Source organism: Cytobacillus sp. IB215316 (assembly GCF_033963865.1).
Classification (GTDB): Bacteria; Bacillota; Bacilli; order Bacillales; family SM2101; genus Nanhaiella; species Nanhaiella sioensis.
Genome location: NZ_JAXBMC010000009.1, coordinates 133,571 through 159,268, shown reverse-complemented (window position 1 = coordinate 159,268; position 25,698 = coordinate 133,571). Strand labels below are relative to the sequence as shown.

20 protein-coding genes are annotated in these 25,698 nt (G+C 34.9%); 16 read left to right on the top strand and 4 right to left on the bottom strand.

Annotation, left to right across the window (positions count from 1 at the left end):
* The first annotated feature begins 4 nt into the window (after positions 1-4).
* From SLH48_RS15015 to SLH48_RS15005, 3 genes are all read left to right on the top strand, one after another.
* A complete protein-coding gene (locus tag SLH48_RS15015) occupies positions 5-676 on the top strand; it encodes a DsbA family protein (RefSeq protein WP_320258834.1) in 672 nt (223 codons plus the stop codon).
* Positions 677-1,114, top strand: a complete 438-nt coding sequence (locus SLH48_RS15010) for a disulfide oxidoreductase (RefSeq protein ID WP_413785432.1) — start codon at positions 677-679, stop codon at positions 1,112-1,114.
* Positions 1,115-1,769: 655 nt separating this feature from the next.
* On the top strand, positions 1,770-3,584 hold the full coding sequence (locus SLH48_RS15005) for a M6 family metalloprotease domain-containing protein (protein WP_320258833.1): 1,815 nt from the start codon (positions 1,770-1,772) through the stop codon (positions 3,582-3,584).
* 237 nt (positions 3,585-3,821) lie between these two features.
* On the opposite strand, the gene ade is transcribed toward SLH48_RS15005, so the two are convergent.
* A complete protein-coding gene (ade, locus tag SLH48_RS15000; RefSeq protein WP_320258832.1) occupies positions 3,822-5,570 on the bottom strand; it encodes an adenine deaminase in 1,749 nt (582 codons plus the stop codon).
* Between the two features lie 311 nt (positions 5,571-5,881).
* Between ade and SLH48_RS14995 the strand changes: the two genes are divergently transcribed.
* Complete coding sequence (locus SLH48_RS14995) at positions 5,882-7,066, top strand: PLP-dependent aspartate aminotransferase family protein (protein ID WP_320258831.1); 1,185 nt, start codon at positions 5,882-5,884, stop codon at positions 7,064-7,066.
* A 5-nt stretch (positions 7,067-7,071) separates the two neighbouring features.
* Positions 7,072-8,496 carry a sigma-54 interaction domain-containing protein gene (locus tag SLH48_RS14990; protein ID WP_320258830.1) on the top strand — a complete coding sequence of 475 codons (1,425 nt, stop codon included), beginning with the start codon at positions 7,072-7,074 and terminating at the stop codon, positions 8,494-8,496.
* A 160-nt stretch (positions 8,497-8,656) separates the two neighbouring features.
* Here SLH48_RS14990 and SLH48_RS14985 read toward each other — a convergent pair whose 3' ends face one another.
* Positions 8,657-9,580, bottom strand: coding sequence for an RluA family pseudouridine synthase (locus tag SLH48_RS14985; RefSeq protein ID WP_250886733.1), 924 nt, complete (start codon positions 9,578-9,580; stop codon positions 8,657-8,659).
* A gap of 189 nt (positions 9,581-9,769) precedes the next feature.
* Between SLH48_RS14985 and SLH48_RS14980 the strand changes: the two genes are divergently transcribed.
* On the top strand, positions 9,770-10,168 hold the full coding sequence (locus SLH48_RS14980) for a DUF5365 family protein (RefSeq protein WP_320258829.1): 399 nt from the start codon (positions 9,770-9,772) through the stop codon (positions 10,166-10,168).
* A 380-nt stretch (positions 10,169-10,548) separates the two neighbouring features.
* Here SLH48_RS14980 and SLH48_RS14975 read toward each other — a convergent pair whose 3' ends face one another.
* The gene (locus SLH48_RS14975) at positions 10,549-11,016 is read right to left on the bottom strand and encodes a thioredoxin family protein (RefSeq protein WP_214483602.1); all 468 of its coding nucleotides are present in this window, start codon (positions 11,014-11,016) and stop codon (positions 10,549-10,551) included.
* A complete protein-coding gene (locus tag SLH48_RS14970) occupies positions 11,017-11,448 on the bottom strand; it encodes a disulfide oxidoreductase (protein ID WP_320258828.1) in 432 nt (143 codons plus the stop codon).
* A 1,154-nt stretch (positions 11,449-12,602) separates the two neighbouring features.
* Here SLH48_RS14970 and SLH48_RS14965 point away from each other — a divergent pair.
* The 10 genes from SLH48_RS14965 (at position 12,603) to SLH48_RS14920 (ending at position 25,543) form a co-directional block, all read left to right on the top strand.
* On the top strand, positions 12,603-12,902 hold the full coding sequence (locus SLH48_RS14965) for a sodium/substrate symporter small subunit (RefSeq protein WP_320258827.1): 300 nt from the start codon (positions 12,603-12,605) through the stop codon (positions 12,900-12,902).
* Between the two features lie 30 nt (positions 12,903-12,932).
* Positions 12,933-14,585: a sodium:solute symporter family protein gene (locus SLH48_RS14960; protein WP_320258826.1), complete on the top strand. Its 1,653-nt coding sequence runs from the start codon at positions 12,933-12,935 to the stop codon at positions 14,583-14,585.
* A 246-nt stretch (positions 14,586-14,831) separates the two neighbouring features.
* Positions 14,832-15,803: an MBL fold metallo-hydrolase gene (locus SLH48_RS14955; protein WP_320258825.1), complete on the top strand. Its 972-nt coding sequence runs from the start codon at positions 14,832-14,834 to the stop codon at positions 15,801-15,803.
* Between the two features lie 78 nt (positions 15,804-15,881).
* Positions 15,882-17,420 (top strand): long-chain fatty acid--CoA ligase, encoded by a 1,539-nt coding sequence (locus SLH48_RS14950; protein ID WP_320258824.1) that lies wholly within the window; start codon positions 15,882-15,884, stop codon positions 17,418-17,420.
* Positions 17,421-17,937: 517 nt separating this feature from the next.
* On the top strand, positions 17,938-18,366 hold the full coding sequence (locus SLH48_RS14945) for a CBS domain-containing protein (RefSeq protein WP_214483616.1): 429 nt from the start codon (positions 17,938-17,940) through the stop codon (positions 18,364-18,366).
* Positions 18,367-18,566: 200 nt separating this feature from the next.
* Positions 18,567-19,127, top strand: a complete 561-nt coding sequence (locus SLH48_RS14940) for a glycerol-3-phosphate responsive antiterminator (protein WP_214483597.1) — start codon at positions 18,567-18,569, stop codon at positions 19,125-19,127.
* Positions 19,128-19,455: 328 nt separating this feature from the next.
* Positions 19,456-20,283 carry an MIP/aquaporin family protein gene (locus SLH48_RS14935; protein WP_320258823.1) on the top strand — a complete coding sequence of 276 codons (828 nt, stop codon included), beginning with the start codon at positions 19,456-19,458 and terminating at the stop codon, positions 20,281-20,283.
* A gap of 277 nt (positions 20,284-20,560) precedes the next feature.
* Positions 20,561-22,051 (top strand): glycerol kinase GlpK, encoded by a 1,491-nt coding sequence (gene glpK, locus SLH48_RS14930; protein ID WP_320258822.1) that lies wholly within the window; start codon positions 20,561-20,563, stop codon positions 22,049-22,051.
* A gap of 179 nt (positions 22,052-22,230) precedes the next feature.
* Entirely contained in the window at positions 22,231-23,889 is a 1,659-nt protein-coding gene (locus SLH48_RS14925) for a glycerol-3-phosphate dehydrogenase/oxidase (RefSeq protein WP_320258821.1), read from the top strand.
* A gap of 295 nt (positions 23,890-24,184) precedes the next feature.
* Entirely contained in the window at positions 24,185-25,543 is a 1,359-nt protein-coding gene (locus tag SLH48_RS14920; protein WP_320258820.1) for a hypothetical protein, read from the top strand.
* Positions 25,544-25,698 lie beyond the last annotated feature (155 nt).

Below are 25,698 nucleotides of genomic sequence, written 5' to 3'. Positions count from 1 at the left end.
ACATATGAAACGCAGTAAAAATCAATCACCAAAATTTCTAATAGCACTTCCTTTAATTATTATTGCCTTGATATCTTTACTTATTATAGTAAATAAAGAGAGTCAAAAACCTGGTAGCGATATGGCTTCACACCCACCTATTGAGAATCAACCTACTATTGGACATGCTGATGCGCCAGTTTCTATTGTTGAGTTTGGAGATTTCTTGTGTCCGGCTTGTAAGAGCTGGGGAGAGTATATATACCCAGAATTAAAGAAGGATTATATTGATACGGGTTTAGTAAAATTATCTTATGTAAATGTGTTATTCCATGGGGAAGAATCAATTCTAGCTTCACTTGCTGCTGAAGAAGTATATAAGAATGACCCACAAGCATACTGGGATTTTCATAAGAAATTGTTTAGTGAACAACCTGAAGAGCATGTAGGACAATGGGTTACGATAGAGAAAATTCTTGAAGTTGCCGAAGCCACAACAAATATCGACTTACAACAATTAGAGGATGATTTAATTGAAAAGTCAACAATGGATGAAGTAAGTATTGACGATAATTTAGTGAAAGAATATGAAGTTGAAATGACTCCATCGGTTATTATAAACGGGGTTATGATGGACAATCCTATGGATTATGGTGCAATAAAGAAATTAATAGAACAACAACTAGAGGACAATTAAATGATGAAGGATTCCAGTAGAGAAGGTAGCGGTCAATTCTTCCTATATGGTGCATGGCTAGTGTCTTTAATAGCAACCTTTGGAAGTCTATATTTTAGTGAGATTAGAGGGTTTATTCCTTGTGAGCTGTGTTGGTATCAACGAATATTAATGTACCCACTAACACTAATATTAGGTATCGGTACTTATCAAAATGATATAAGTGTAAGAAAATTTGTTCTTCCGATGTCAGTTTTAGGATTTTGTATTTCTCTTCTACATTATTTAGAACAGAAAATACCTGGTTTTGGTGGAATAAAGCCATGTGTTAACGGTGTTCCTTGTAGTAATGAGTATATTAATTGGTTTGGCTTTATTACGATTCCTTTTTTAGCTTTAGTTGCTTTTACTTTAATCACATTATTGCTTTTGTTAGGGTCAAAAAAATATAAAAAATAGAGTAGCTGTAAGAAATAATTACTAAAAATAATACTAGCAAGTTGAAGCTGTTTTTTAGGTCTATCTTTATTAAGATAGGCTTTTTTACATAAACGACTAGTTTGTATTTTTCTTAGCTGTTTTCGCATTTATTGGGGTTTTTCTTACTAATAAATAAACATGGATACAGCTTATGATAATCACTTAGGACTACTTATTAATAACAAAGTTTACGAAAAGAGCCTGTTCGTAAGAATGGTTAAATCTAAACATAATATTATATATATTGATATAGTAAGAAAGTTTGATATTTATCAATAATAACTACATTTTTTGATAGAATAACTTGTTTTTTTCGTAATTATGCCAAAATTATAGCTATATTGTCGTGTTTTTATTTGAATTATAGAAATTTTTAAGTTTTTGTAATATTATTAAATTTATAATATACAGAAAATAAAGGGAGGTAATAAGGTCTAATCAAAAAATTATAGTTATTTTTATTTTGTAATACCAACTATTTATATAGGGTAACTTATATTTTGGGGTTGCTTGAGATGAGACATTAACAAAATTTGCTTTCTTTATTACTTAATAAGTTTAAGTATAGGAATTTTCTTGTTATTGTTTTGCTGTGTTTCTCTCATTTGTATATTAATAATCAAGGAGGAAAAATATGTTTAAAAAAATATCTTCACTCGTTTTATCAGCTACGCTAGTGGGTGGAACTTTAGCTGGAACTCAGCTGCTTGAGTCACCAAAGGCAGACGTGAACAACGAATCTCTTAAAATTAATCTAGCAGAATATGTTTCTGTTGCACCTGAACTCGCTGATCGTGCGAAAAAAAATGGAGTTAAGTTTGAGAAAGTTGATCCCGCCAATAAGGAGTTTAAAAAAGAGTTAAACCGTGGAAATAAATTTGAACAACCTGGACAAGATGGTGTCGACTATCAATTTACAGATGATGACATTCCTATGTTAGTCCTATTGGCTGAATTTCCAGATACAGCTTTGGGTGCGCCAGAAGACAGAGTACCAGCTAGCTACTTGAATGATTTAGTGTTCGGAGAGCAATATAATCCGTATGAAATCGATAGGTTTAAACAATACGAAGAGTTTGAAGGCATTAAAGCTCCTACAAACCGAACGATGGCAAATTTATATAAAGAAGCAAGCTATGGAAAAGTAACGTTAACAACGTACGATGACCTTACAGATATCGGATGGATTACCCTCCCTAAAGAAGCTTCTTATTATTTGGAACAAAGTGATGCATTCGTACATGGGAATGTAAATGGAGATGCTAGAATTGGTGAGTTATTAATTGATTTATTGCAAACTGCCGATGAGAAAATTGATTTCTCTAAATATGCTGTAGATGGTGAAGTGCCGAATATCTTTATCGTTCATGAAGGAACTGGAGCAGAATTTAGTACTGATCCTGCTCAAATTTGGTCTCATAAATGGAATGTTCTTTCAGCAGCTTATTGGGGTAAGTATTATGAAACTGGCTTTCCTGCGGCTGACGTAGATCAAGATGGAAATGTTACTGATGAAGAGATCGATCAATTCATGAATGACATTACTCCAAGTTTAGTTTACGATGGTGTCGTAGTAAATAATTACACAGTAGAACCAGAGATTGGTGGAAATGTTGCTGGGTACGATGAATCAACTGGAAGTTACAGTGAGGAGTTTGTTACTGGTCCATACCCTGCACAACCAGGTGTATTTGCACATGAGTTTGGACATGCTTTAGGTTTACCAGATTTTTATGATACAGATTACTCTTCAAGAGGTGTAGGGCAGTTCTCGCTTATGGCAGGTGGTTCTTGGAATAGATACCCAAATGCACCTGAATACTCTGGTAACTCTCCAGCACATTTTGATCCATTTTCTAAAGTATTCCTAGGGTGGGTTGATCCAATCGAGGTAACACCAGAAGATGGCGTACAAGAAATTACCTTAAAGCCAATTAACGAGTCACCAGACGTAGTCAAAATGGCAGTTCCAGGGTCTAATGGAACAGAATATTTCTTAATTGAAAATGTACAGCAGCAAGGATTTAACGAAGGGTTTAATAGGATGGGTGAGGACGCTAGTGGTCTAGTTATATGGCATGTTGATGAAAATGTGATTAAGCAAGCAGACCCAGCAAACAAGCCAAATAACGTTGAAAACTGGAAGAATAAGCGTTTCCAACAAAACCAAGAAGAGATCATAGAAGGAGCAGCAATAACGCATTATGGTTTATCAGTACTTCAAGCTGACGGAAAATATGATCTTGAAAAAGATAATAACAGTGGTGAAGCAGATGATTTCTTCAAAACTGGTGATAAAATAACACCTAATTCTAAAAATGTTCACACTGGTTCATACTATTTCTGGAAAGGGTTTAATTCTACACCAGCAGATAGTGGTATTCATGTAACAGACATTGTGGAAAATGAAGATGGTTCAATTACTGCAAACTTCTATTATGATAATTAAGCTATAAAAAACAGTGAAAATCAGCAATGAAGCTGGACAAAGATATATTGAACTACAAACAACTACTAGAAGGCTAGAAGGTAGAAGAAGATTTGCGGTATATACAAAAATCCTCTTACACATTTGTGTAAGAGGATTTTTATTTCGTAATCTTTCTTCTCATATGTCTTTTAGGGACATTCGTGTAGTTTGTTTCTATACTTTATTAGTCAATTGTATATCCAAAGATGCTTTTACTTATTTCTCATTCGTAGCTATTTGTATATGTTTGAACGTTTTTACATCAAATAAACCAAGGTCTGTCACCTTCAGCTTAGGGATAACTGGTAAACATAAAAAGGACAATGTTAAAAATGGGTTAAAATGAGTTGGTGCGTTAATTTGCTGTAATGCATCGTCTAGCTGTTTTAGCTCCCCGTATACACTGTTGAATGATTTTTCGGACATTAGCCCACCAATATTCAATGGTACAGCACTTAGTATTTTTTTATCTTTGACCACAACAAGTCCGCCACCCATATGTGATATTTGATTGATGGCTGTTATCATATCTTCGTCATTTGTACCTGCTACCACAATGTTATGTGAATCGTGTGCAACGGTAGCAGCTATGGCACCTGATGATAATTCAAGTCCTTTTACGATGCCTAAGCCAACATTTCCAGTCTTTTTATGTCGTTCGACTACTGCAATTTTTAAGTGATCCTTTTTCGTGCATGGTATAAATTCATTATTCTCTACTGAGACCTCTTCAACAAGATGCTTAGTATGTATACTATTTGGAATTATACCAATTATATTAGCACTAGAACTATTAGACATAGGGATCATTAAATCTTTATTACTGATTTTAGGAATGTTAACTGTATGAATAATACTTTCAGGTAAATGTTGTTCTAGATTTTTCGTATCTTCTATTGCCATTTTACCATCCTGAGCAACAAGCTTCCCAGCTTTGAAAACTTGATGAATAGCTACCTCTTCTAAGTTATCAATTAGTAAGAAGTCGGCTTCATATCCAGGAGCAATGGCGCCTTTATTTTTTAGCCCGAAGCACTCTGCCGCATTTAATGATGCTAATTGGTATGCAAGTAACGGTTCTAAACCATGCTGAATTGCTAAACGTATATTATGGTTGATACTTCCTTCTTCAATTAATTCATCTAAATGTTTATCATCTGTACAAAATGCAAATCTACGAGCATTGTTTGTATTAACAGCTGGAATGACTGAAATGAGGTCTTTTGCACCAGAACCTTCACGAATTAACACGTACATTCCACGTTTAATACGATCTCTAGCTTCTTCAACAGATACACATTCGTGATCAGTTCGTATTCCAGCAGTCATGTATATATTGATAGCTTGCTCATCTAATCCAGCTAAATGACCATCCATTCGATCAGAGTATTTCATCGCTGTCGTTAATTTATCCATCATCGTTTCTTCGCCATTCATAACTGCTGGATAATCCATTACTTCTGCTAAGCCTAAAACTCTTGGGTGCTTGAAGAAGGGTTCTAAATCTTTAGCAGATAACGTTGCACCTGAATTTTCAAATGGCGTCGCTGGAACACATGATGGTAGCATGAAATATATATCCATTGGAACATTTTCTGAATTGTTTAACATAAATGATATGCCATCAGCTCCAGTAACATTAGCTATTTCATGTGGATCTGTGATAACAGTTGTAATCCCATGGGGTAAAACGACTTGAGAGAATTGAACTGGAGTGACCATGGAAGATTCTATATGTACATGGCTATCAATAAAGGACGGAACAATGTACTTCCCTTTTGCGTCAATTTCCTCTTTTCCTGAATACTTGCCAATGCCGACAAAAACACCGTCTGTGATGGCAACATCTGCATTTATTATATCTAAATTAAATAGATCAACTATTTTGCCATTTTTTATAACTAAATCCGCCTCATTTGTTTGATTTGAGGCTGCAATACGTTTTTTTAACTGACTTTTATTCATTGGTGAGCTCCTTCCTGATGCAATGTAGTAATATAAATCACAACAATGAACATATTACTGTAGATAATATTGTGTTTCATTCTACTGATTTATGATTTGTTAGTCAATGGTTTATAATGAGATGGATAAAAGATCATTATCAATCATAAAAATTCATTCTCATTTATGCGAATTATTAATGCTATAAGAACATTTGATACTAATTAAAAGTGGTTACTACATATATCTTTTCTAGATAACATAGGAGTATCCCTCGTTGGCACAATTATTGCAAAAAAGATGTTGTTTCATTATCAAGGGAGGAACTCGAAATGACAGAAATGATATATGATTGGAGTATAAATACTAAATGTATTCATGGTAATAAAGAAAAGAGAAGAAATGGGGTTATAGCGAACTCAGTAACACCAGCTGTGGCATATGCATTTGAAAATACTGAAGAAGCTGCATCGGTTGTTTCAGGAGCAAGGGCTGGGATTTATTATGGAAGATATGGTAATCCTACGACAAATAATTTAGAAGCGCACATCGCTTTATTAGAAAATGGAGAGGCTGCATTAGGTTTATCAAGTGGAATGGCAGCTATTTCTAGCGCCATCCTAGCAAATGTTAAACATGGAGAACATATACTCGTTACAAAACACATATACGGTGGGACGTATAAATTTTTATCTACGCTAGGCCCGCGCTTTGGAATTACATATGATTATGTAGACTGTACTGACTTAACTATGGTAAAACAAGCAATAAGACCTGAAACCAAAGTGCTATTTATTGAAACACCATCTAACCCTTGTCTAACAGTATTAGATATTAACAAGTTATCAACATTAGCACATGAACATGGGCTAACCGTCGTAGTTGATAATACTTTGATGACCCCATTATTACAAAAGCCATTAGAGCTTGGTGCAGACATTGTTATTCATAGTGCCACAAAATACTTAAACGGACATGGTGATGTATTAGCAGGTTTCATAATTAGCAATCGGCAGCAAATTGAATCTATTCGTAAAAATGTGATGGGTGATTTAGGACAGCACTTAAACGCATGGGATTCCTACTTAATTTTACGTGGGTTAAAAACATTACCTATACGCATGAAGCAACATTGTGATAGTGCTCAAGAAATTGCAAACTATTTGGACCAACATCCGTATATTAGTAATGTTTATTTTCCAGGATCAACAACACATCCACAATATCAACTTGTCAAAGAACAAATGAATGGATATGGTGGTATCGTTTCTTTTGAAGTGAAAGGAGGCTTTGAAGAAGCGAAGAAATTTATAGATAGATTGGAGCTTTGTATGATTTCGTTCAGCCTTGGTGATCCAGAAACGCTTGTACAACACCCGGCATCAATGACCCATTTTGCTATCCCTAAACATGAAAGAGCTTCGTTTGGAATTACTGATGGTCTCATTAGATTGTCAACTGGATTAGAAGAAAAACGCGATATACTATTAGATATCGAGCAAGCACTTATGAGGTGAAAATAATGTCATATATATCTAAGATAGAAGAATTCGCCCAATCGTGTGCCGACAATATGGCCGACTTACTAGGGTTGGAAGTTTCTATTATAGATGAGTTAGGAATAAGAGTAAGTGGCACAGGGTTTCATCAAAGTCTTATTGGAAAATCGATACCAGAAGGTTCTTTTTTTGAGCAAATATTACGTACAGGATCGAAGGGAACTATTTTCGATAATCGCAAAGATCATGAACACTGTATAAGCTGTATTTTTCATGAACGGTGTACCGAATTAGCAACTATGGGTTACCCTGTCATGATGAATGATCAACCAATTGGAGTTATAGGATTTATCGGTTTTACGGCAGAACAACGAGATTTAATTGTAACCAACAAAGAAAAACTATATAAATTTATGGGAACTATTAGCACATTACTTGAAAATAAGCTATTACTACTTGAAGTAACAACAAGAAATTGTGAAGTTCATGAAGGATTTCAGCAAGAGAAGAGAGCTTATTCTTTCAACGATATGATAGGGGAAAGTGAACAATTTCACTCTGTCGTTAAGAAGGCAAAAAAAGTAGTCAACAGCCCATCCACTATTCTACTAACTGGGGAAAATGGGACAGGTAAAGAATGTATGGCGAAGGCTGTTCATTATGAGAGTAGCCGAGCTAACCAACCATTTATTACTGTTAATTGTTCGGCTATTCCAGAAACATTAGTTGAGAGTGAATTGTTTGGTTATGATAAAGGCGCTTTTACTGGAGCAAATCGTGAAGGGAAAATTGGTAAATTTGAGGCAGCAAATAATGGGACGATCTTTCTTGACGAGATAGGTGATTTACCACTATCGGTACAGCCCAAATTACTACGAGTGCTACAAGAGAAGCAGGTTGAAAGAGTGGGAGGTACTCGTCAATATTCATTAAATGTCCGAGTCATCGCAGCAACAAACAAAAGCTTGTGGGAAATGGTTACGAAAGAGACTTTTCGTGAAGATTTATATTACAGGATTAATGTCATACCACTTCGTTTACCTTCATTATCAGAAAGGGTTGGAGATATACGATTATTCTTGTCTTATTTTCTAAAAAAATATAGTCATATATTACAAAAAAACGTCCCAAAATTGGATCCTCTTCTAGAGCAGTGGTTTTTACAAAATGAGTGGAAAGGGAATATTCGTCAATTAGAGAATACAGTAGAGTATATGATGAATATGGTAGAATCACCACATACTCTAACCTTTGAAGATCTTCCTTATTATCTACATACTCGTCAAAATAGTAGTAGTTTAGATTCAATGATTGCTAACTTTGAACGAAATATATTAGCACAGCATCTCCCATTAAATCAAAAGGAGCAAAAGGAGCAGCTTGCAAAAATGCTAAATATTAGCTTATCGACCTTATATCGAAAGCTAGATAAGTATGGACTATCTTAACGTGGCTGTTTTTGCATTGAAAGTTGTAAGAAATAAACATGTACGTTAACTGATAATCACAAGCTAAGGTGCTTCTCTAAAACTTTGCTGTAATTTTACCAAAGTAGAATAGCAAGACGTAGTTTTATATGGTTGTCATCGTTTTAAAGAAGCATAGAGCTTAAGTCAAATAATTAGTTACATCATCAGGAAAAATTGGTGGCTCGTCCAAGAACGGTGCATAGCATTCAATCAATTCACGTGTGAAAGGGTGGTGAAAGGAAATTTTTGCAGCATGTAATGCTTGTCTAGCAGCTTTTGATTTTTTCCCACCATATAAAACGTCGCCAATTAAAGGGTGATCCAAATGACTGAGATGAACACGTATTTGGTGCGTACGGCCAGTATCTAATTGCAAATATAATAGGGCTGTGTTTTCATTTCGATTATTTGAAATGACCTTGTAATGAGTGATTGCATCTTGACCGTTTTTAGACACCCTTCTCCTCGTTGGATGGTGTCGATCACGCCCGATCGGTGCATCAATACATCCTTGTTTTTTCGTGAGAATACCATGAACAACAGCCAGGTATGTTCTTTTAATTTTGCGCTCTGTTAGCATTTTATCTAACATCACACCAACAAGAGGGTGTTTTGCAAAAAGAACTGCACCTGTTGTATTTCTGTCTAGACGATGGACGTGTTTTGCAGTAGCAGAAATACCGTTTGATAGAAAGTGATAAGAAACAGCATTAGCTAGCGTACCTGTTTGTCCTAATTCATTGGGGTGTGTGTCCATGCCACTCGGTTTATTAACAATAATGAGATGATCATCTTCATATAAAATTTGTATATCGGCATAATCCGGAATAACTGAATCTTTAACTTCATAAAAAACATGTAATTGAATCCGATCTCCAGCTTGTATTTTTGTATCCCATGATATGGCTTGATTGTTTATTTTTATTCTTCGGTGCATGCGGAAATCATGAGTCAATTTCTTTGGAATATGCCAATGATTTTTAAATAAATGATTGATAGTGAATTGATGCCATTCTATAGGTGCAATGATCTCAAACCATTCTCCTTTACGATTCGCTCTCAATGTATATGTCTCCTTTCTTTGTTGCGTATGTACCATATCTATTTTGTTATTAAGATAGAGTAAAAAATGGTATTTGTTTAATTTTCCTCATTGTTATAATTTACTATAGATGGGGAAACAGTTACCAGCACCATGTACATTAAGTCTATGGTATTCTTATAAAAGAATTGTAAAGATGGGGGTCATCTTGTGAAAGTTGTGTATGCATCTACTCCTGAACAAGAAAAACAGATAGAGGAGTTAATCGCTTATTTTTATTCAGACATTTTTCCAAGTTATTTCACAGATGAGGAAATAACAGAGATGGAAGAAAACAACATATTATCTAAGGTAGAGATGTATAAGCATTATAATGGAACGGTGAAAGAAGCTATTCAAATTATTACAAGCCTTCAAGTAATAATACATATTATAGAAACAATACAATACGAAAATGTTTCTGAGTATCATCGAACAGCTTTTAAAAAAAATATAAGCTTCTTAGAAAAGTATAGTTTATCATTTCCTTTTCAAATTGACAGCTTTTCCTTACCGAAAACAAATATAATTAGTTATTATTGTAAACCTAATAATCAATTTTTAGTTTGAAGATTAAAAACCGCCTTATGTAAGATAGGCGGTTTAAACGTTATAAAAGGTGCTTTTTAAATTACTTATTTACAAATAGAGTTCTTAGCATCTTTGGCTGTATTCGCATTGATAATTTTTTGTACTAAGATTTAAACATCTACACAACTAGAGTTCGACGCATCTGTTCTTTTCTATAACGATGACCAAAGTATAAAACCTCATGTTTCAGTTCAAATTTGATAACACTAACAGAGCCTTTGTTTGACATTAAACCATAGCAATCAAATAATCCACTCTTCTAACTGCCACATTTTAAACTACAATAGTAGTAATATGTGGTTATCAAAATAATCTAAATTAGGAAATCAATGTAGGGATAAACCTAGAAAGCAATTAGGTTATTTTGCCCACTCCTTAAACCAACTTTCAAATTTCTCTGCCCCAACTGCTCCATTTAAACGACTGACTTCTTTACCATCTTGATATTGAACAATTGTAGGCGTGCTCTCAATGTTATATTCATCCCATCCTTCATTAAACTCTAGTAAATTATACAATTTTAAGTCAATTCCCATCTCTTCTGCCATGGGAACGATGATGGGTGATGTTTCTTTACATGCCGGACATGTGGACTGATAGAAATAGATCGTGGCTGGTTCATTGTTAGCCAGTTTGTCATCAAGTTCGTTAGGTAAAATAACATTTTGGTAATTTGGATCATCTAATTGATTTACTGTTTCAGGGTGGAGTGATGTTTTGTTAAATGGGTTTCCAGCAGCCTCTTGTTGTTGCTGATATTTGGTAACGAATACTAATGCAGCGAATAAACCTAATACGATTAACGTAAAAATGATCACTTTCTTCATTTAGTCCAGCTCCTTATATGCTTTCATTGTTATTAAGCTAAAAACGGATATTACTACAAATGCAATTAGTGCAAGGAAAGGAATGGTAATAAAGCCCATCCAATTAATATATTCGACATTACATGGTATCATGCCACATGATAATGAATGTTCACCCATGAAAGAGATCTTTTGAATGGATAAATGGTAAATAGAAATCAATCCCCCTATAGTAGATAGGACAAATGAATATAGTGAGATAGAATAATCTTTTTTTACCAATGCAATTCCAAGGATGATAACAAGTGGATACATCAGTATACGTTGATACCAGCATAATTCACACGGTATGAACATCATAACCTCAGAGAAAAATAAACTACCTAATGTAGCAATTAATGATACTGCCCACGAAATAAACAGATAATTATTTAGGTTATTTTGGTTATTCATAAAGTCTCCTAACGATTATGTATTGTAAGAACATCTCTTTTCTAACCTTTGTAGCTGTTTTATTGCTCGGGTGGATCTTAAAACGTATAGATATATCGTTCTTGGTAGCTTTTCTTCAGTACAACGATGACTACCTGTATAAAACCACTTATATGGTACTAATTTGTAGCAACAAAGTCTAGGAAAAGTGCCTTTTTAGAAGTGAATGTGGCATGAACATTAATGAGTGGATGAACGCGTTCACTTAGTGATTAATGATTTCATAAACAATCCTTACTATATTATTATCGTCATTACCTAAGAGTTATCAAATATGTAGCCTATTATCTATTACATGAGATTATCCAATTAATAATTGTTTCATACATATATGCTTTTGTCTCTAGGCTCTTTTCGTAAACTTGTTACGATCGTTCCTAACTAGAAGATAAAGATGTCGTTTTACTAAAAAGCCTTTGTAATATAGCAGAAAAGATGCCACGAAAATCTAATTGTATTCATGTTTCTTTATAAGTACGAAAAACAACAATCTATGCGAAAACAGCTTTCCCTCTATTATAGCATGTAGAAATTTATCCCTCACAAAAGGACAGAAATAAAATAATGTCGAAATAATACGAAAGGTTTTCAGCTTGTACATATTGACGTTGTCAAGTACAGAAAAGATAATTTAATTATTAGGAATATTCTATATTTTTACTCTATTAATCTCGTTGTATAAAGGGTCTTTTTCGGATTTGGGCTTAAAAAAGCTTCCAAATAAAGTCGGTAAACAATGATAATCATTTAATTGACCATTTAGCTATGCTACATAAGCTGGAATAGTAACAAAGTTTACAGAAAAGGAAAAAGGGTGGTTGCATGAATTATAGTTTTGTTATGTTCTGCATCATTACAGTAATCTGTCTGTCCATAGCTGTCCGAAAGAAAAAGAAATTGTTTTATTTCTTGCCTTTCGTTGCTATATTTATGTACTTTTTACTTGAAATAGCGCTTGTTCCTGCACCGTTTTTTGAAACTGTTAAGTTTATTTTTAGCCTTAAATAAGAGGGATGGTGATAGCTGATAAAAATGAGTAGCTTAATTATGAATTTGACCAACAGTTGCTTGTTAATATTACGAATAAAAAATGCAATATAGGGATGGTGTACAAAGTGAAAAAGCTGGATAAACAAATTGCAGATTCGTATTTTCGGAAACATACCCGTAATGTTGTTATCTATTTAGTTATTTGGTTAATGGTCTCTTTTGGTGTTGTTTTTTTTGCAGAGATTTTACAATTCAATATAAATGGGTTCCCATTTCACTATTTTATGGGGGCTCAGGGAGCAATTATGATTTTTATTTTACTGCTATTCATCAATGCTAGAGTAAGTGACAAGTTAGATGAGAAATATGGATTTAGTACAACAACACAGCAACTAGATGAGAGTATGAAGTCGCAAAAATTTTAATGGCAATTAATAGTGGAAGGAGATTTTTAAATGGATACACAGTTTATAGTCTCGTTATCTCTTATCCTTGCTTCGTTTGCAATATATATTGGTATAGCATTATACAATAAAGCGAAAGTCACTTCGGACTTTTATGTTGCTGGTCGTGGTGTTCCATCTGTTTTTAATGGTATGGCAATTGGTGCTGATTGGATGAGCGCTGCTTCTTTTATCGGTTTAGCAGGAACGGTTATGCTACTAGGATACGACGGCCTTGCCTATATCATGGGGTGGACAGGTGGATACTTACTTCTGACATTTTTACTTGCGCCACAGCTTCGTAAATACGGTAGATATACAGTTCCAGAATTTATTGGCGATCGATTTAATAGTCATACAGCACGAATCATTGCGGCTGTATGCACAATCATTATTAGCTTTACTTATTCAATTGGACAGCTTTCGGGATCTGGTGTAGTCATAGGAAGACTTTTTGAAGTTGATGCAAAATTTGGTACGATGATAGGGGTAATCTTAATTGCTTTTTATGCAGGTTTCGGAGGAATGAAAGGGGTTACATGGACGCAGGTTGCACAATATATTATTTTAATTACTGCATACTTAGTACCTGTGATTTTTATGTCACTACAAATTACAAATAATCCACTTCCATGGCTTTCTTATGGAAATGTCGTATCACAGTTAGGGGAAATAGATAGAGAGCTTGGGATTTCTGAGTATTTTGCACCATTTACAAATGGATCAAAATGGCAATTTTTAGCATTGATGTTTACTTTAATGGCTGGAACAGCAGGCTTGCCACATGTTATCGTGCGTTTTTATACAGTATCAACGATGAAAGCAGCCCGTTGGTCAGGTGCTTGGGCATTGTTGTTTATCGGTTTATTATATTTGACAGCCCCAGCATATGCTGCATTTTCACGGTTTATTCTTATGAAAAATGTGGTTGGTAACCCAATTGATTCTCTCCCAGCTTGGACAACTAGCTGGGTTAATACTGGGAAATTATCAATAGCAGATACAAATGCAGATGGTATTTTACAATGGCCGGAGTTATTAATTAATAAAGATATTGTGGTTATGGCTACACCTGAGATAGCAAACCTAGGTGTGTTTGTTATAGGCCTTGTTGCTGCAGGAGCGATGGCTGCTGCATTATCAACAGCAGGAGGACTAATGATTGCAATTTCATCATCGTTTGCTCATGACATATATTATCGGGTTCTTAATCCAAATGCTACAGACAAAACAAGGTTAAAAGTAGCACGTTGGACGATTATTATTGCAACAGTAGTAGCAGGTATTACTGCGCTTGATCCGCCAGGGGCAATTACTCAGATCGTTGCATGGGCTTTTGCAATTGCTTCAGGTACTTTTTTTCCAGCATTAGTATTAGGTGTTTGGTGGAAACGAGCAAATGCAAAAGGTGTGACATGGGGCATGGTTGTTGGCTTAGTTGTTACATTAGGATATATATTTGCAGCAAAATATGGCGATTTTTCTATTGCAGGAATTATTGATACAGGAGCTGGTATATTTGGTGCGGTAGCTGCATTGTTAACAAATATTATCGTATCATTAGTCACAAAAGCACCTTCCCAACAACTACAAGAAGAAGTGATTAATCTTCGTTATCCAGAAGGGGTTGTTTATAAAGATGGAGATGTGTGGATACAAGATTAATTCAGCAAGCCTCCTTATATAAATAGTAATATTAGAATATTTAGTTAATAAATTCAAGACATCATAATATGTATTTAATAGGGGACAATCTCATCCCCTTTTTCGTGTATTTATGAACAAAAGTAAATGAGAGCATTTACACAACGAATGGTCGTAGCACCTTCTTTCAAATGATAGGTACCCTATAAAATCTTGGCTTGCTGCGCTAACTAATTAACATAATTATTAAAGTTTCAAAAGAGCATTGTGAAGGGAGGAGGGATAAATATTTTTAAGGTCATTCCATTATCTATAGAGACGCCATTTACAGTAGGGAACGTTAATGCATATGTTGTCATCGGTGAATCTGTGACACTTATCGATACAGGACTTCCAGGAAAAAAATCACTTGAAAAGCTAAGATATTTACTAAAGCAGGAGGGACTTACTTTCAAAGAACTAGATGAAATTGTTGTCACTCATATGCATACAGACCATGCTGGAGGCGTAAAAGATATACAAGAAGAAATCGACATACCCACATATGTTCACGAAGGAGCAAAACATATATTATCTGGCGGAATAGATGAATTTAATAGAACTAGGTACTTTTTAAATTCATTTATAAAGGAATGTGGTGCAGACCCTGAAAGCCATCAATCCAAACACCGTTATCATAATATGAATTGGCAACAGGTTAAATATGTAAGTAATGAAGATCATATATTTGTAGGTGGAAGAAAATTTTCAGTTCTTTTTGTACCAGGGCATAGTCAAACAGATATGATTTTATGGGAACCTGAGACGGGACTTACATTTGCCGGAGATCATCTATTAAAAGACATTTCTGTTAACGCATTTATTGAACCATCTATACCATTTGAACAAGAGCGACCTAAACCACTTATACAATATCGAGAGTCATTAATGAAAACAAGGGCATTACCATTAACAACGATATACCCTGGTCATGGCAGACCATTTTCAGATCACGTTTCAATCATTGATCAAAGATTAAATGATCATAATTATCGTTGTGACCAAATAAGAAAAGTTTTAAGAACAAGTGACAAAACGGTCTATCAAATTTGTATTGAAGTTTTTCCTAGATTAAAAGGAAAATTAGTGTTTCTTGGACTATCTCAAATTCAAGGTCATTTAGATTTGATGGAAAGTAGAAATGAAGTACATGTGAATAAATCAAGTGAAGGTATTAATCTTTATAGGCTCTATGAATAGTGCTATTTCGTCTAGTGTTATAAAGATCTATGAATACATGGGTTGTTGTTTTTAAGATTATAAAGAGGAGATGAGTTCATGATATTAAGTGATTTGCTAGATAAAAATATCGAAACTTTTGGTGAATATCCTTTTATTTATTTTAAAGATAAGAAGTATTCTAACTTACACATTAAAAACTATTCAAACAAGATTGCACGTGGGTTAAAAAAACTTGGGGTAGCTAAAGGTGATCGTGTTGTTGTCTGTATGCCCAATTGTCCTGAGGTTATTTTTTCGTATCAAGGCATTATAAGGGCAGGCGCAATTATTGTGCCTATTATGTTCACCTTACATGATAAAGAAATTCATTACATTATTAAAGACTGTCAAGCGAAGGTAGTCATTACTTCATCACTATCTTTAGAAAAGGTAGAATCAGCGCTAGACAATTTGGAACAAAAACCTGTTGTACTGGTTGTTGACCAGCCAACTGATGAAAACATTTTTCATTTATATGATACAGATATCACAGAAAATGAACTTTATGTAGAAAGTGATCTAAAGCTAAATACAGAGGATACTGCTGTTATTTTATATACGTCAGGAACAACTGGAAAACCTAAAGGTGTGATGTTGACTCATAAAAACTTATATTCAAACGCTGAAAATACTTTTCTTCATAATGAAACAAAAAGAGGAGTAACCCTCGGTATCCTTCCTCTTGCACATGTATATGGCTTAACTATTTCTAATACTTGTTTTCTAACTGGGAGCTCAGCTGTTGTATTTAATCACTTTGATCCAAAAGCTGTTTTTGAAGCAATTGAGAAATATAAAGTGACTAATTTTTCTGCAGTGCCAGCTATGATTTTTGCATTACTTTCTTCTCCTCATTCTAACAAATTTCAATTAGGTAGTCTCGAATGGGTTGCTTCTGGGTCAGCACCTCTTCCAGTTGCGTTATTACATGCGTTTAAACAAAAATTTGGTGCAGATATTTTAGAAGGGTACGGGTTGTCAGAAGCTGCACCTGTTGTTGCTGCTCACCAAAGAGATTCAGTTATTAAACCAGGTTCAGTTGGTATCCCGATACCAGGTGTTGAAGTCAAGATTGTTAATAATGATGAAAGTGAGTTAGCTACCGGTCAAGTTGGGGAATTAATTGTTCGAGGTGATAATATCACACCCGGGTATTATCAAAATGAAATAGAAACAAAGCAGGTGTTAAAAGGTTCTTGGTTGTATACGGGTGATATGGCATATATGGATACAGATGGTTATTTATTTATTGTTGACCGAAAAAAAGATTTGATTATTCGGGGGGGATTTAATATATATCCTCGTGATGTAGAAGAATTACTTGCAAAACATGAAGCGGTTGCTGAATCTTCAGTTGTGGGTATCCCTAATAATCAAATGGGTGAGGAAGTGGTCGCATATGTTGTTAAAAAGGATAAACAAGCGATAACCGAAGAAGAGCTTATACAATATTGTCAAAGCCATTTATCTAAAAATAAAACACCTAGGAAAATTATATTCATTGATCAACTTCCGCGAAACGGAGTAGGAAAAATATTAAAAACCCACCTTCGTAAGTTAGCTGAAAATATTAAATTATCACCATTACAAGAATGAAGAAAAGCTGCCTCTAATGAAGTACTTCCAGCACTTATTCGTATCGACAAATTTCTCAGGAAATAATTGACCTGACTGTGATTCATGTTGCCAAATTAAAGTTCGCTCCAACAGTATTACAAGCAATTGAGAATTTCTGTTAATGAGGTATTATATATTATTTGACTCATTAGTGAAAACAGCAGAGCTGAAACGGGAAAGACTATCCTTTAGAACTAATTGGTTATAGTGCACCTTCACGAAAAATAAAGGATTTAGAATATTATGCCCAAATTTCTGACTAGAATGTATATACGACATTCCTGAGTAATAGATGCGTTTACAACAGCTTATTTGTTTGTTGAACTTTTAAATCCACTTAAGCAAAAGGGTAGTATACATGGAGGGATATACTTTTTTTAACTAATTAGCTCATGTAATATCACTAATAATTAGAGTTTTCATTATGTGATTTTGATATGTATATGTATGCTAAGTTAGGTAAAAATACTTTTTGAAAGGGGTGGATACAATGACAATGAACATGCTCCGCAATATTATGACGGAAAATGTTGCAACTGTCTCATCAAATCAAACCATTCAAGAAGCAGCTGAAATTATGAAACAAAATAATGTAGGATCAATTCCAGTAGTAGATAACGGACAAATTTGTGGCATCATTACTGACAGAGATATTACATTACGCTCAACAGCAGAAGGGTTAAATAATTCAACTTCGGTATCACAAGTGATGTCAACGAATCTTGTCTCAGGTACACCCGAAATGACCGTTGAAGAGGCAGCAGATGTAATGGCACAAAATCAAATTCGCCGCTTACCAGTCGTGGAAAACAATCAATTGTGTGGTATTGTTGCATTAGGCGACTTAGCCACAAATGAATCGTTTGATAATGAAGCAGAAGAAGCACTTTCAAGTATTTCAGAGCCTTCAAATACCCAACAGTAATAAACCAAGGGGATGAAGTAAAGCCCAAACTTACGTCAATAACATCTTGAGTAAGATGAAATTGTGTAAGATTTGACGGCTTTTGCTTCATCCCTTTGCTATATGATGAATGCTCCTATAATTGACTTTACAAGTAATTGAGTTGTAGGATAATAGTATTCTATTATTTATTATTTTCCGTTTTTTTAGGAGGTAAAAATATGTTTCATGGGCAAAAAATTATACCTGCAATTCGCGATATGAAGCATTTAGAGAAGTTCGTTCGTAGCGATTATGAATATGGAGTTATACTTGAAAGTCATGTTGCACAGCTCAATGCTATTGTGAAAATGACAAAACAAGAAGGTAAGAAATTATTTCTTCATGTGGACTTAGTCAATGGCTTAAAGAATGATGAATTTGCAACAGAATTTCTTTGTCAAGAAATTAAACCGGCAGGACTCATCTCTACGAGAGCAAATGTTATTAGTAAAGCAAAAAAACGGGGTATATATGCCATTCAACGACTATTTCTATTAGATTCTGGATCATTAAAAAAGAGTTATAGTATTATAGAAAAAACGAACCCAGATTTTATAGAAGTGTTACCTGGTGTGGTACCCAACCTGATAACAGAAATACATAACAAAACGGGTGTTCCAATATTTGCTGGTGGAATGATTCGTACACATGAGGATGTAGAGCAGGCTATAAAGGCTGGAGCGAGTGCAGTGACAACTTCAAATAAATTGTTGTGGGATTTAGAGTATACAGAAAATTAAAATATTATATTGACAGCGCTTTCTATTTATATTAGTATTTGAATTAAGTTAATAGATGTGGCGGAGACTTGGAGAATCACAGCATCCCCTTTTATTTTTTATAAAAGGGGTATGTTGTGATTTTTTTGTTAGTGAAAATACAAATATTTCTATATTTAATATTTTAGAACCAGTCTTGACATATTAGTTGATGAGTTAACGTATTTTTTACTAGTAAAAAGATGATGGAATTTTAACAGATTTATTTATTTTTCCATGTCATACCTCGTTCTCCATGTTCTTTCGCTGCAATAAAGTATGAAATTAATGATGGGAAAGGGGATGCTGTATGACACCATTTATCGGGGAGTTAATTGGTACAATGATGTTAATTATTTTTGGAGGGGGAGTTTGTGCTGGGGTTACTTTAAAGAGATCAGGAGCTCATAATAGTGGCTGGATTGTTATTACTTTAGGGTGGGGATTAGCAGTTGCTATGGCAGTATATGCTGTTGGTTCATTTAGTGGAGCCCATGTTAATCCTGCAGTGACACTAAGTCTAGCCATTATAGGTGAATTCCCTTGGAGTGATGTACCTAGTTATATTACTGCACAAATGCTTGGGGCATTTTTAGGGGCAGCAATTGTTTTCTTTCATTACTTACCACACTGGAAAGAAACTGCTGATCCCGCAGCTAAATTGGGAGTATTTTCAACAGCGCCGTCTATTCGAAGTACAACAGCAAATATCGTAAGTGAAATGATTGGAACCTTTGTACTCGTTCTTGGGTTATTATCAATAGGTGCAAATGAATTTACTGAAGGTTTAAATCCACTTATTGTAGGCTTTTTAATTGTTGCAATTGGCTTGTCTCTTGGAGGTACTACAGGGTATGCGATTAATCCTGCTCGTGATCTAGGTCCTCGTCTAGCACATTTTCTTTTACCAATTCCAGGAAAAGGTAAATCGGATTGGGCTTATGCTTGGATTCCTGTGATAGGCCCAATCGTTGGAGGTATGTATGGTGGCCTATTTTATAAAGCTATTTTTGAACAAACTGTCACAAGGAATTTTTGGATTTTTACAGTATTAGTGACACTGATATTATTCATTTCTTTACTGGTTGAACAAAAGGAAAATCACCATGTAGCTTCTGCAAAACAAACTACGGTGTAAGCTTTTCGTGATAAGATCTTAAGAAGTAACTTATAACAGTGTCATCGTATTTATTGAAGAAAAATGCCACGTTCTAGTTGTGTACATGTAATTTCATCCTATGAAAAAAAACAAGCAACGCGCTACTTGTTACTTTTTCTTAATGAGAGCTAAGTACGAATATAATCATATTATACACACCGTTACTTAAATGTAAGTTGAGAAAGCAACAATGTTTACGAAAAGAGCCATAAGAAAGCACGCTATAGAAGTAATAGCTGAAAAGGGGAGAACAGTAATGGGACAATATATTTTATCTTTAGATCAAGGAACAACGAGCTCGAGAGCAATACTTTTTGACAAATCAGGCCAAATCGTACATGTTGCTCAAAAAGAGTTCACACAACACTTTCCACATCCTGGTTGGGTAGAACATGATGCTAATGAGATTTGGGGGTCAATATTAGCTGTTATAGCGAGTGTTTTATCGGAATCACAAGTTAAACCAGTGCAAGTGATAGGAATCGGTATTACTAATCAACGAGAAACGACGGTCGTCTGGGATAAAGAATCTGGCAATCCGGTTTATAACGCTCTTGTATGGCAATCACGCCAAACAGCACATATTTGTGAAGAGCTTAAAGATAAAGGGTATGATCAGAAGTTTCGTGACAAAACTGGTTTATTAATTGATGCATATTTCTCAGGAACAAAAGTAAAGTGGATTCTAGACAATGTTGAAGGCGCAAGAAAAAAAGCCGAAGGTGGGAAGTTATTATTTGGAACGATTGACTCTTGGATTATTTGGAAGTTATCAGGCGGAAAAACACATATTACAGACTATTCGAATGCATCAAGGACTTTGATGTTCAATATACATGATTTGAAATGGGATGAAGAATTATTAGAAATATTAACTATTCCAGCTTCTATGCTACCTGAAGTTCGCTCATCTTCTGAGGTGTATGCACATACCGCAGATTATCATTTTTTCGGACATGAAGTTCCGATAGCTGGTGCAGCGGGAGATCAGCAAGCTGCTTTGTTCGGTCAAGCGTGTTATGAAGAAGGTATGGCTAAAAACACATATGGTACTGGGTGTTTTATGTTAATGAATACTGGCGAGCAAGCAGTGAAGTCAGAACATGGATTATTAACTACAATTGCTTGGGGATTAAATGGTAAAGTAGAATATGCATTAGAAGGCAGTATTTTTGTTGCAGGATCAGCCATACAATGGCTACGAGATGGTCTTAGAATGTTCAATGATGCTGCTGAGAGTGAAAGGTATGCACAACGTGTAAAATCAACTGATGGTGTATACGTTGTTCCAGCCTTCGTCGGCTTAGGAACACCTTATTGGGATAGTGATGTGCGTGGTGCTGTGTTTGGATTAACGCGAGGCACAGAAAAAGAGCATTTTGTTCGTGCTACGCTTGAATCGTTAGCATACCAGACGAAGGATGTGCTAACTGCAATGGAATCTGATGCTAATATTTCATTAAAAACGTTACGGGTTGATGGTGGGGCTGTTAAAAATGATTTCCTAATGCAGTTCCAAAGTGATATGCTAGATGTACCTGTTGAGCGTCCAATAATTAATGAGACAACTGCATTAGGTGCAGCTTATCTTGCTGGTCTTGCTGTTGGATTTTGGGAAAGTCAAGATGAAATTGCAAAGCAATGGAATATTGATACAACGTTTGACAATACAATGGATGAACAACAACGAAATAGCTTGTATGACGGCTGGAAAAAAGCAGTAAACGCTACAATGGCTTTTAAATAGACTATGTAAATTACATGATAAGTTAATATTATGGTCGGAGAAACGGAGAAACCACAAAATCTTGTATTCATATTATGTGTACGAGAATTTTGTGGTTTCTTTTTTATTTGTATTTATATTTACGTATATAAGCTGTTAGGAAAAAGGACATAATTTCTAATTTATTTGGAGGGAAAAAGATGGAAAAACCCTTTTCAAGCATGAATAGAGTAGACATTCTTAAACGGGTTGCTAGTGCAGAAAACGATCTAATCATAATTGGTGGAGGTATTACAGGAGCTGGTATTGCATTAGATGCTGCTACTAGAGGAATGAAAACTGTGGTCCTAGAAATGCAAGATTTTGCGGCAGGTACATCAAGTCGATCTACTAAACTTGTTCACGGAGGATTACGGTATTTAAAGCAGTTTGAAGTAAAGATGGTTTCAGAGGTTGGTAAAGAACGAGAAATTGTATATGAAAACGGACCGCATGTTACAACACCACAATGGATGTTGCTCCCTTTTTATAAAGGAGGGACGTTTGGTCCCCTTAGTACGTCATTTGGTCTTAGAATATATGATTTTTTAGCAGGTGTTAAAAAAAATGAACGTCGCATTATGTTGGATAAAAATGGAACGTTAAATAGAGAACCGTTATTAAAAAAAGCTGGGTTAAAAGGAAGTGGTTATTATGTTGAGTATCGCACGGATGATGCACGGCTAACTATTGAGGTTATGAAAGAGGCTGTTAGACAAGGTGCAAGTGCTGTAAACTATGCTAAGGTTGAGAAATTCGTCTATGAGAAAGGGAAAATGGTTGGTGTTGAAGCAGTTGATCAAATTACAGGGGAGATGTACTTAATCTCAGCAAAACAAATTGTAAATGCGACAGGTCCTTGGGTAGATTCAATACGTGAAAAAGATCTTACTGAAAATAAAAAGTCATTACAACTAACAAAGGGTGTACACTTAGTAATTGATGGAAAAAGATTCCCTTTACGCCAAGCCATTTATTTTGATACGGAAGATAAGCGCATGGTTTTTGCAATACCAAGAGAAGGAAAGACATATATAGGTACAACAGATACTAAATACAGTGATGATATCTCCCATCCAAAAGTGACAGCTTCCGATCGTCAATATGTGATTGATGCAATTAATTATATGTTCCCGGAAGTTAAAATAACGGATCAAGATGTTGAATCTAGCTGGGCAGGTTTGCGTCCATTAATATATGAAGATGGAAAAGATCCATCTGAAATTTCACGTAAAGACGAAATATGGCAATCTAGTACTGGTCTTATTACGATTGCAGGCGGAAAATTAACGGGTTATAGAAAAATGGCAGAAACCGTAGTGGATTTAGTCGCTAGATTATTAGAACAAACACAAGGTTTAACCTATTCTCCTTGTAATACGCAAGATTTGCCTATTTCAGGGGGGCATGTTGGAGGGTCGCGGAATTTTCAAAAATTCATCCAACAAAAGATTGATAAAGGTATTAAGTTAGGGGTACCTAGAGAACTGGCGGACTTCTTTGTTCATCGCTATGGATCTAATGTAGATCAAATTTTTTTCTATTATATTCGTTACGCTAAACAGAGAACAAAAAATGATAAGCTATTAGAAGATATTTATGCGCAAATTTTGTATAGCATAGAAGAGGAAATGGCAGTGACCCCAGTAGATTTCTTTATGCGCAGAACAGGAGCACTTCTATTTAATATTGATTGGGTAGAAAAATGGAAGGAACCTGTTATCAGGCTGATGTCGACTATATTAGTGTGGGATACTGAACAGGAAGCTATATATCAACAGGAAATTGATGAACTAATAAAAGAAGTAAAAATGTTCTAACAAGGTCTTAAACAAAGGCTTTCATGTTATTCGAGAGTGAGTAGAGAGTGTTCTACTCATTATTTTTTTTAAAAAACGTTCGATATTCAAAACAGTATTGTTCTTTATAAAAAAAGAAAAATTGAGATATTATGCGAATTAAAGAGGTAATGGGAGTTATTTGTTCGTTATAACGGAAAAACTATGAAAAACGATGGTTTTCAATCATAAGTATATCTATTATACTTTAAACATGAATTCGTTAAAGCGAACGGTGGGTTCTCTTGAAAATATCTAAGAGAGTGAGGAAAATTTGATGGAATCAAGAAATGAACGAATAAAAAGAGAAGGAAAGTTTAAGCGGAAAACAAAGGTGAATTACATAACTTCAAGCGTAGCAATTTCCTCACTACTTATCGGAGGCACACATTTTAGCTCAGCTACATATGGTGCCTATAACGAAGTAGAAATGACAAATGCGATAATTAGTACAGCTTTCGTTTTTCCAAGTACAGTAGAGAGTTTAGTTGAAAGTGCAAATAGTGAGTTGGAAAATATTAAATCTAGCAGAAATCTATGGTCTTGGAATTGGGCTAAACCTTCACTTCAAAATGGACTTTCAGTTAGTCAACCAAATACATCGCAATTTATGCTCGAATTTGCCTTCATAAAAAAAATGTATCTTAAGGCATTGAAGGGTGGGGCAGGCTTAATAAGTAGTCATGTTAATACGTTAAGCGACAAACAGACAGAAATTGATGCAGTGCTCAATAATATTAGAGAGATAGAAGAAGAACTTGCATCTTATAACGTCAGAGCTCAAAACGAAAATGTTAATAGTATTTTGGAATATGTACAACCCGCATATGAGAAAGGTGTTGACATCAGAGAGCAAGCTGAAGAAATTAGCTTAAACAACAGTGAAAAAATTTCATTGTGGAAATCGATGTTAGTTGACATAAACTTTGAGATAGAACGATTAGAAGCTGAAATTGCGTCAGCAGAAGCAGAAGCTAAGAGGCTACAAGAGCTTGAAGAACAGAAAAAGTTAGAAGAACAACAGGCATTAATAGAAGAACAGGAAGAACTAGCTTCAGAAGAAGCAAGTGAAGAACAGGAAGAATCAACTTCGGAAGAAGCAAGTGAAGAACAGGAAGAATCAACTTCAGAAGAAGCAAGTGAAGAACAGGAAGAATCAACTTCGGAAGAAGCAAGTGAAGAACAGGAAGAATCAACTTCAGAAGAAGCAAGTGAAGAACAGGAAGAATCAACTTCAGAAGGAGCAAGTGAAGAACAGGAAGAATCAACTTCAGAAGAAGCAAGTGAAGAACAGGAAGAATCAACTTCAGAAGAAGCAAGTGAAGAGCAGGAAGAATCAACTTCAGAAGAAGCAAGTGAAGAACAGGAAGAATCAACTTCAGAAGAAGCAAGTGAAGAGCAGGAAGAATCAACTTCAGAAGAAGCAAGTGAAGAACAGGAAGAATCAACTTCAGAAGAAGCAAGTGAAGAACAGGAAGAATCAACTTCAGAAGAAGTAAGTGAAGAACAGGAAGAATCAACTTCAGAAGAAGCAAGTGAAGAACAAGAAGAATCAACTTCAGAAGGAGCAAGTGAAGAAGAACAGGAAGATCCAGGTGAGAATGTTGTGAACCCGGCAGAGCAAGGTGAAGAATAATATAGAATTAATCAGCTGTTGGTGTAACTGATCATCATAAATCATATAAGTGGAAATATTTATTAATAAGACTGAGAGGATAAATATATTGTTTATGAAGTGTAAACCAATAGAGTGGTCAACTGATCAACTATTAAAAGGTATCTATAAACAAA

What these genes read in the sequence shown, in the direction of transcription:
- SLH48_RS15015 (WP_320258834.1), top strand. Translation starts at nt 5, where the DNA reads ATGAAACGCAGTAAAAATCAATCACCAAAATTTCTAATAGCACTTCCT.
- SLH48_RS15010 (WP_413785432.1), top strand. Translation starts at nt 677, where the DNA reads ATGATGAAGGATTCCAGTAGAGAAGGTAGCGGTCAATTCTTCCTATAT.
- SLH48_RS15005 (WP_320258833.1), top strand. Translation starts at nt 1,770, where the DNA reads ATGTTTAAAAAAATATCTTCACTCGTTTTATCAGCTACGCTAGTGGGT.
- ade (WP_320258832.1), bottom strand. Translation starts at nt 5,570, where the DNA reads ATGAATAAAAGTCAGTTAAAAAAACGTATTGCAGCCTCAAATCAAACA.
- SLH48_RS14995 (WP_320258831.1), top strand. Translation starts at nt 5,882, where the DNA reads ATGACAGAAATGATATATGATTGGAGTATAAATACTAAATGTATTCAT.
- SLH48_RS14990 (WP_320258830.1), top strand. Translation starts at nt 7,072, where the DNA reads ATGTCATATATATCTAAGATAGAAGAATTCGCCCAATCGTGTGCCGAC.
- SLH48_RS14975 (WP_214483602.1), bottom strand. Translation starts at nt 11,016, where the DNA reads ATGAAGAAAGTGATCATTTTTACGTTAATCGTATTAGGTTTATTCGCT.
- SLH48_RS14970 (WP_320258828.1), bottom strand. Translation starts at nt 11,448, where the DNA reads ATGAATAACCAAAATAACCTAAATAATTATCTGTTTATTTCGTGGGCA.
- SLH48_RS14960 (WP_320258826.1), top strand. Translation starts at nt 12,933, where the DNA reads ATGGATACACAGTTTATAGTCTCGTTATCTCTTATCCTTGCTTCGTTT.
- SLH48_RS14950 (WP_320258824.1), top strand. Translation starts at nt 15,882, where the DNA reads ATGATATTAAGTGATTTGCTAGATAAAAATATCGAAACTTTTGGTGAA.
- SLH48_RS14945 (WP_214483616.1), top strand. Translation starts at nt 17,938, where the DNA reads ATGAACATGCTCCGCAATATTATGACGGAAAATGTTGCAACTGTCTCA.
- SLH48_RS14940 (WP_214483597.1), top strand. Translation starts at nt 18,567, where the DNA reads ATGTTTCATGGGCAAAAAATTATACCTGCAATTCGCGATATGAAGCAT.
- SLH48_RS14935 (WP_320258823.1), top strand. Translation starts at nt 19,456, where the DNA reads ATGACACCATTTATCGGGGAGTTAATTGGTACAATGATGTTAATTATT.
- glpK (WP_320258822.1), top strand. Translation starts at nt 20,561, where the DNA reads ATGGGACAATATATTTTATCTTTAGATCAAGGAACAACGAGCTCGAGA.
- SLH48_RS14925 (WP_320258821.1), top strand. Translation starts at nt 22,231, where the DNA reads ATGGAAAAACCCTTTTCAAGCATGAATAGAGTAGACATTCTTAAACGG.
- SLH48_RS14920 (WP_320258820.1), top strand. Translation starts at nt 24,185, where the DNA reads ATGGAATCAAGAAATGAACGAATAAAAAGAGAAGGAAAGTTTAAGCGG.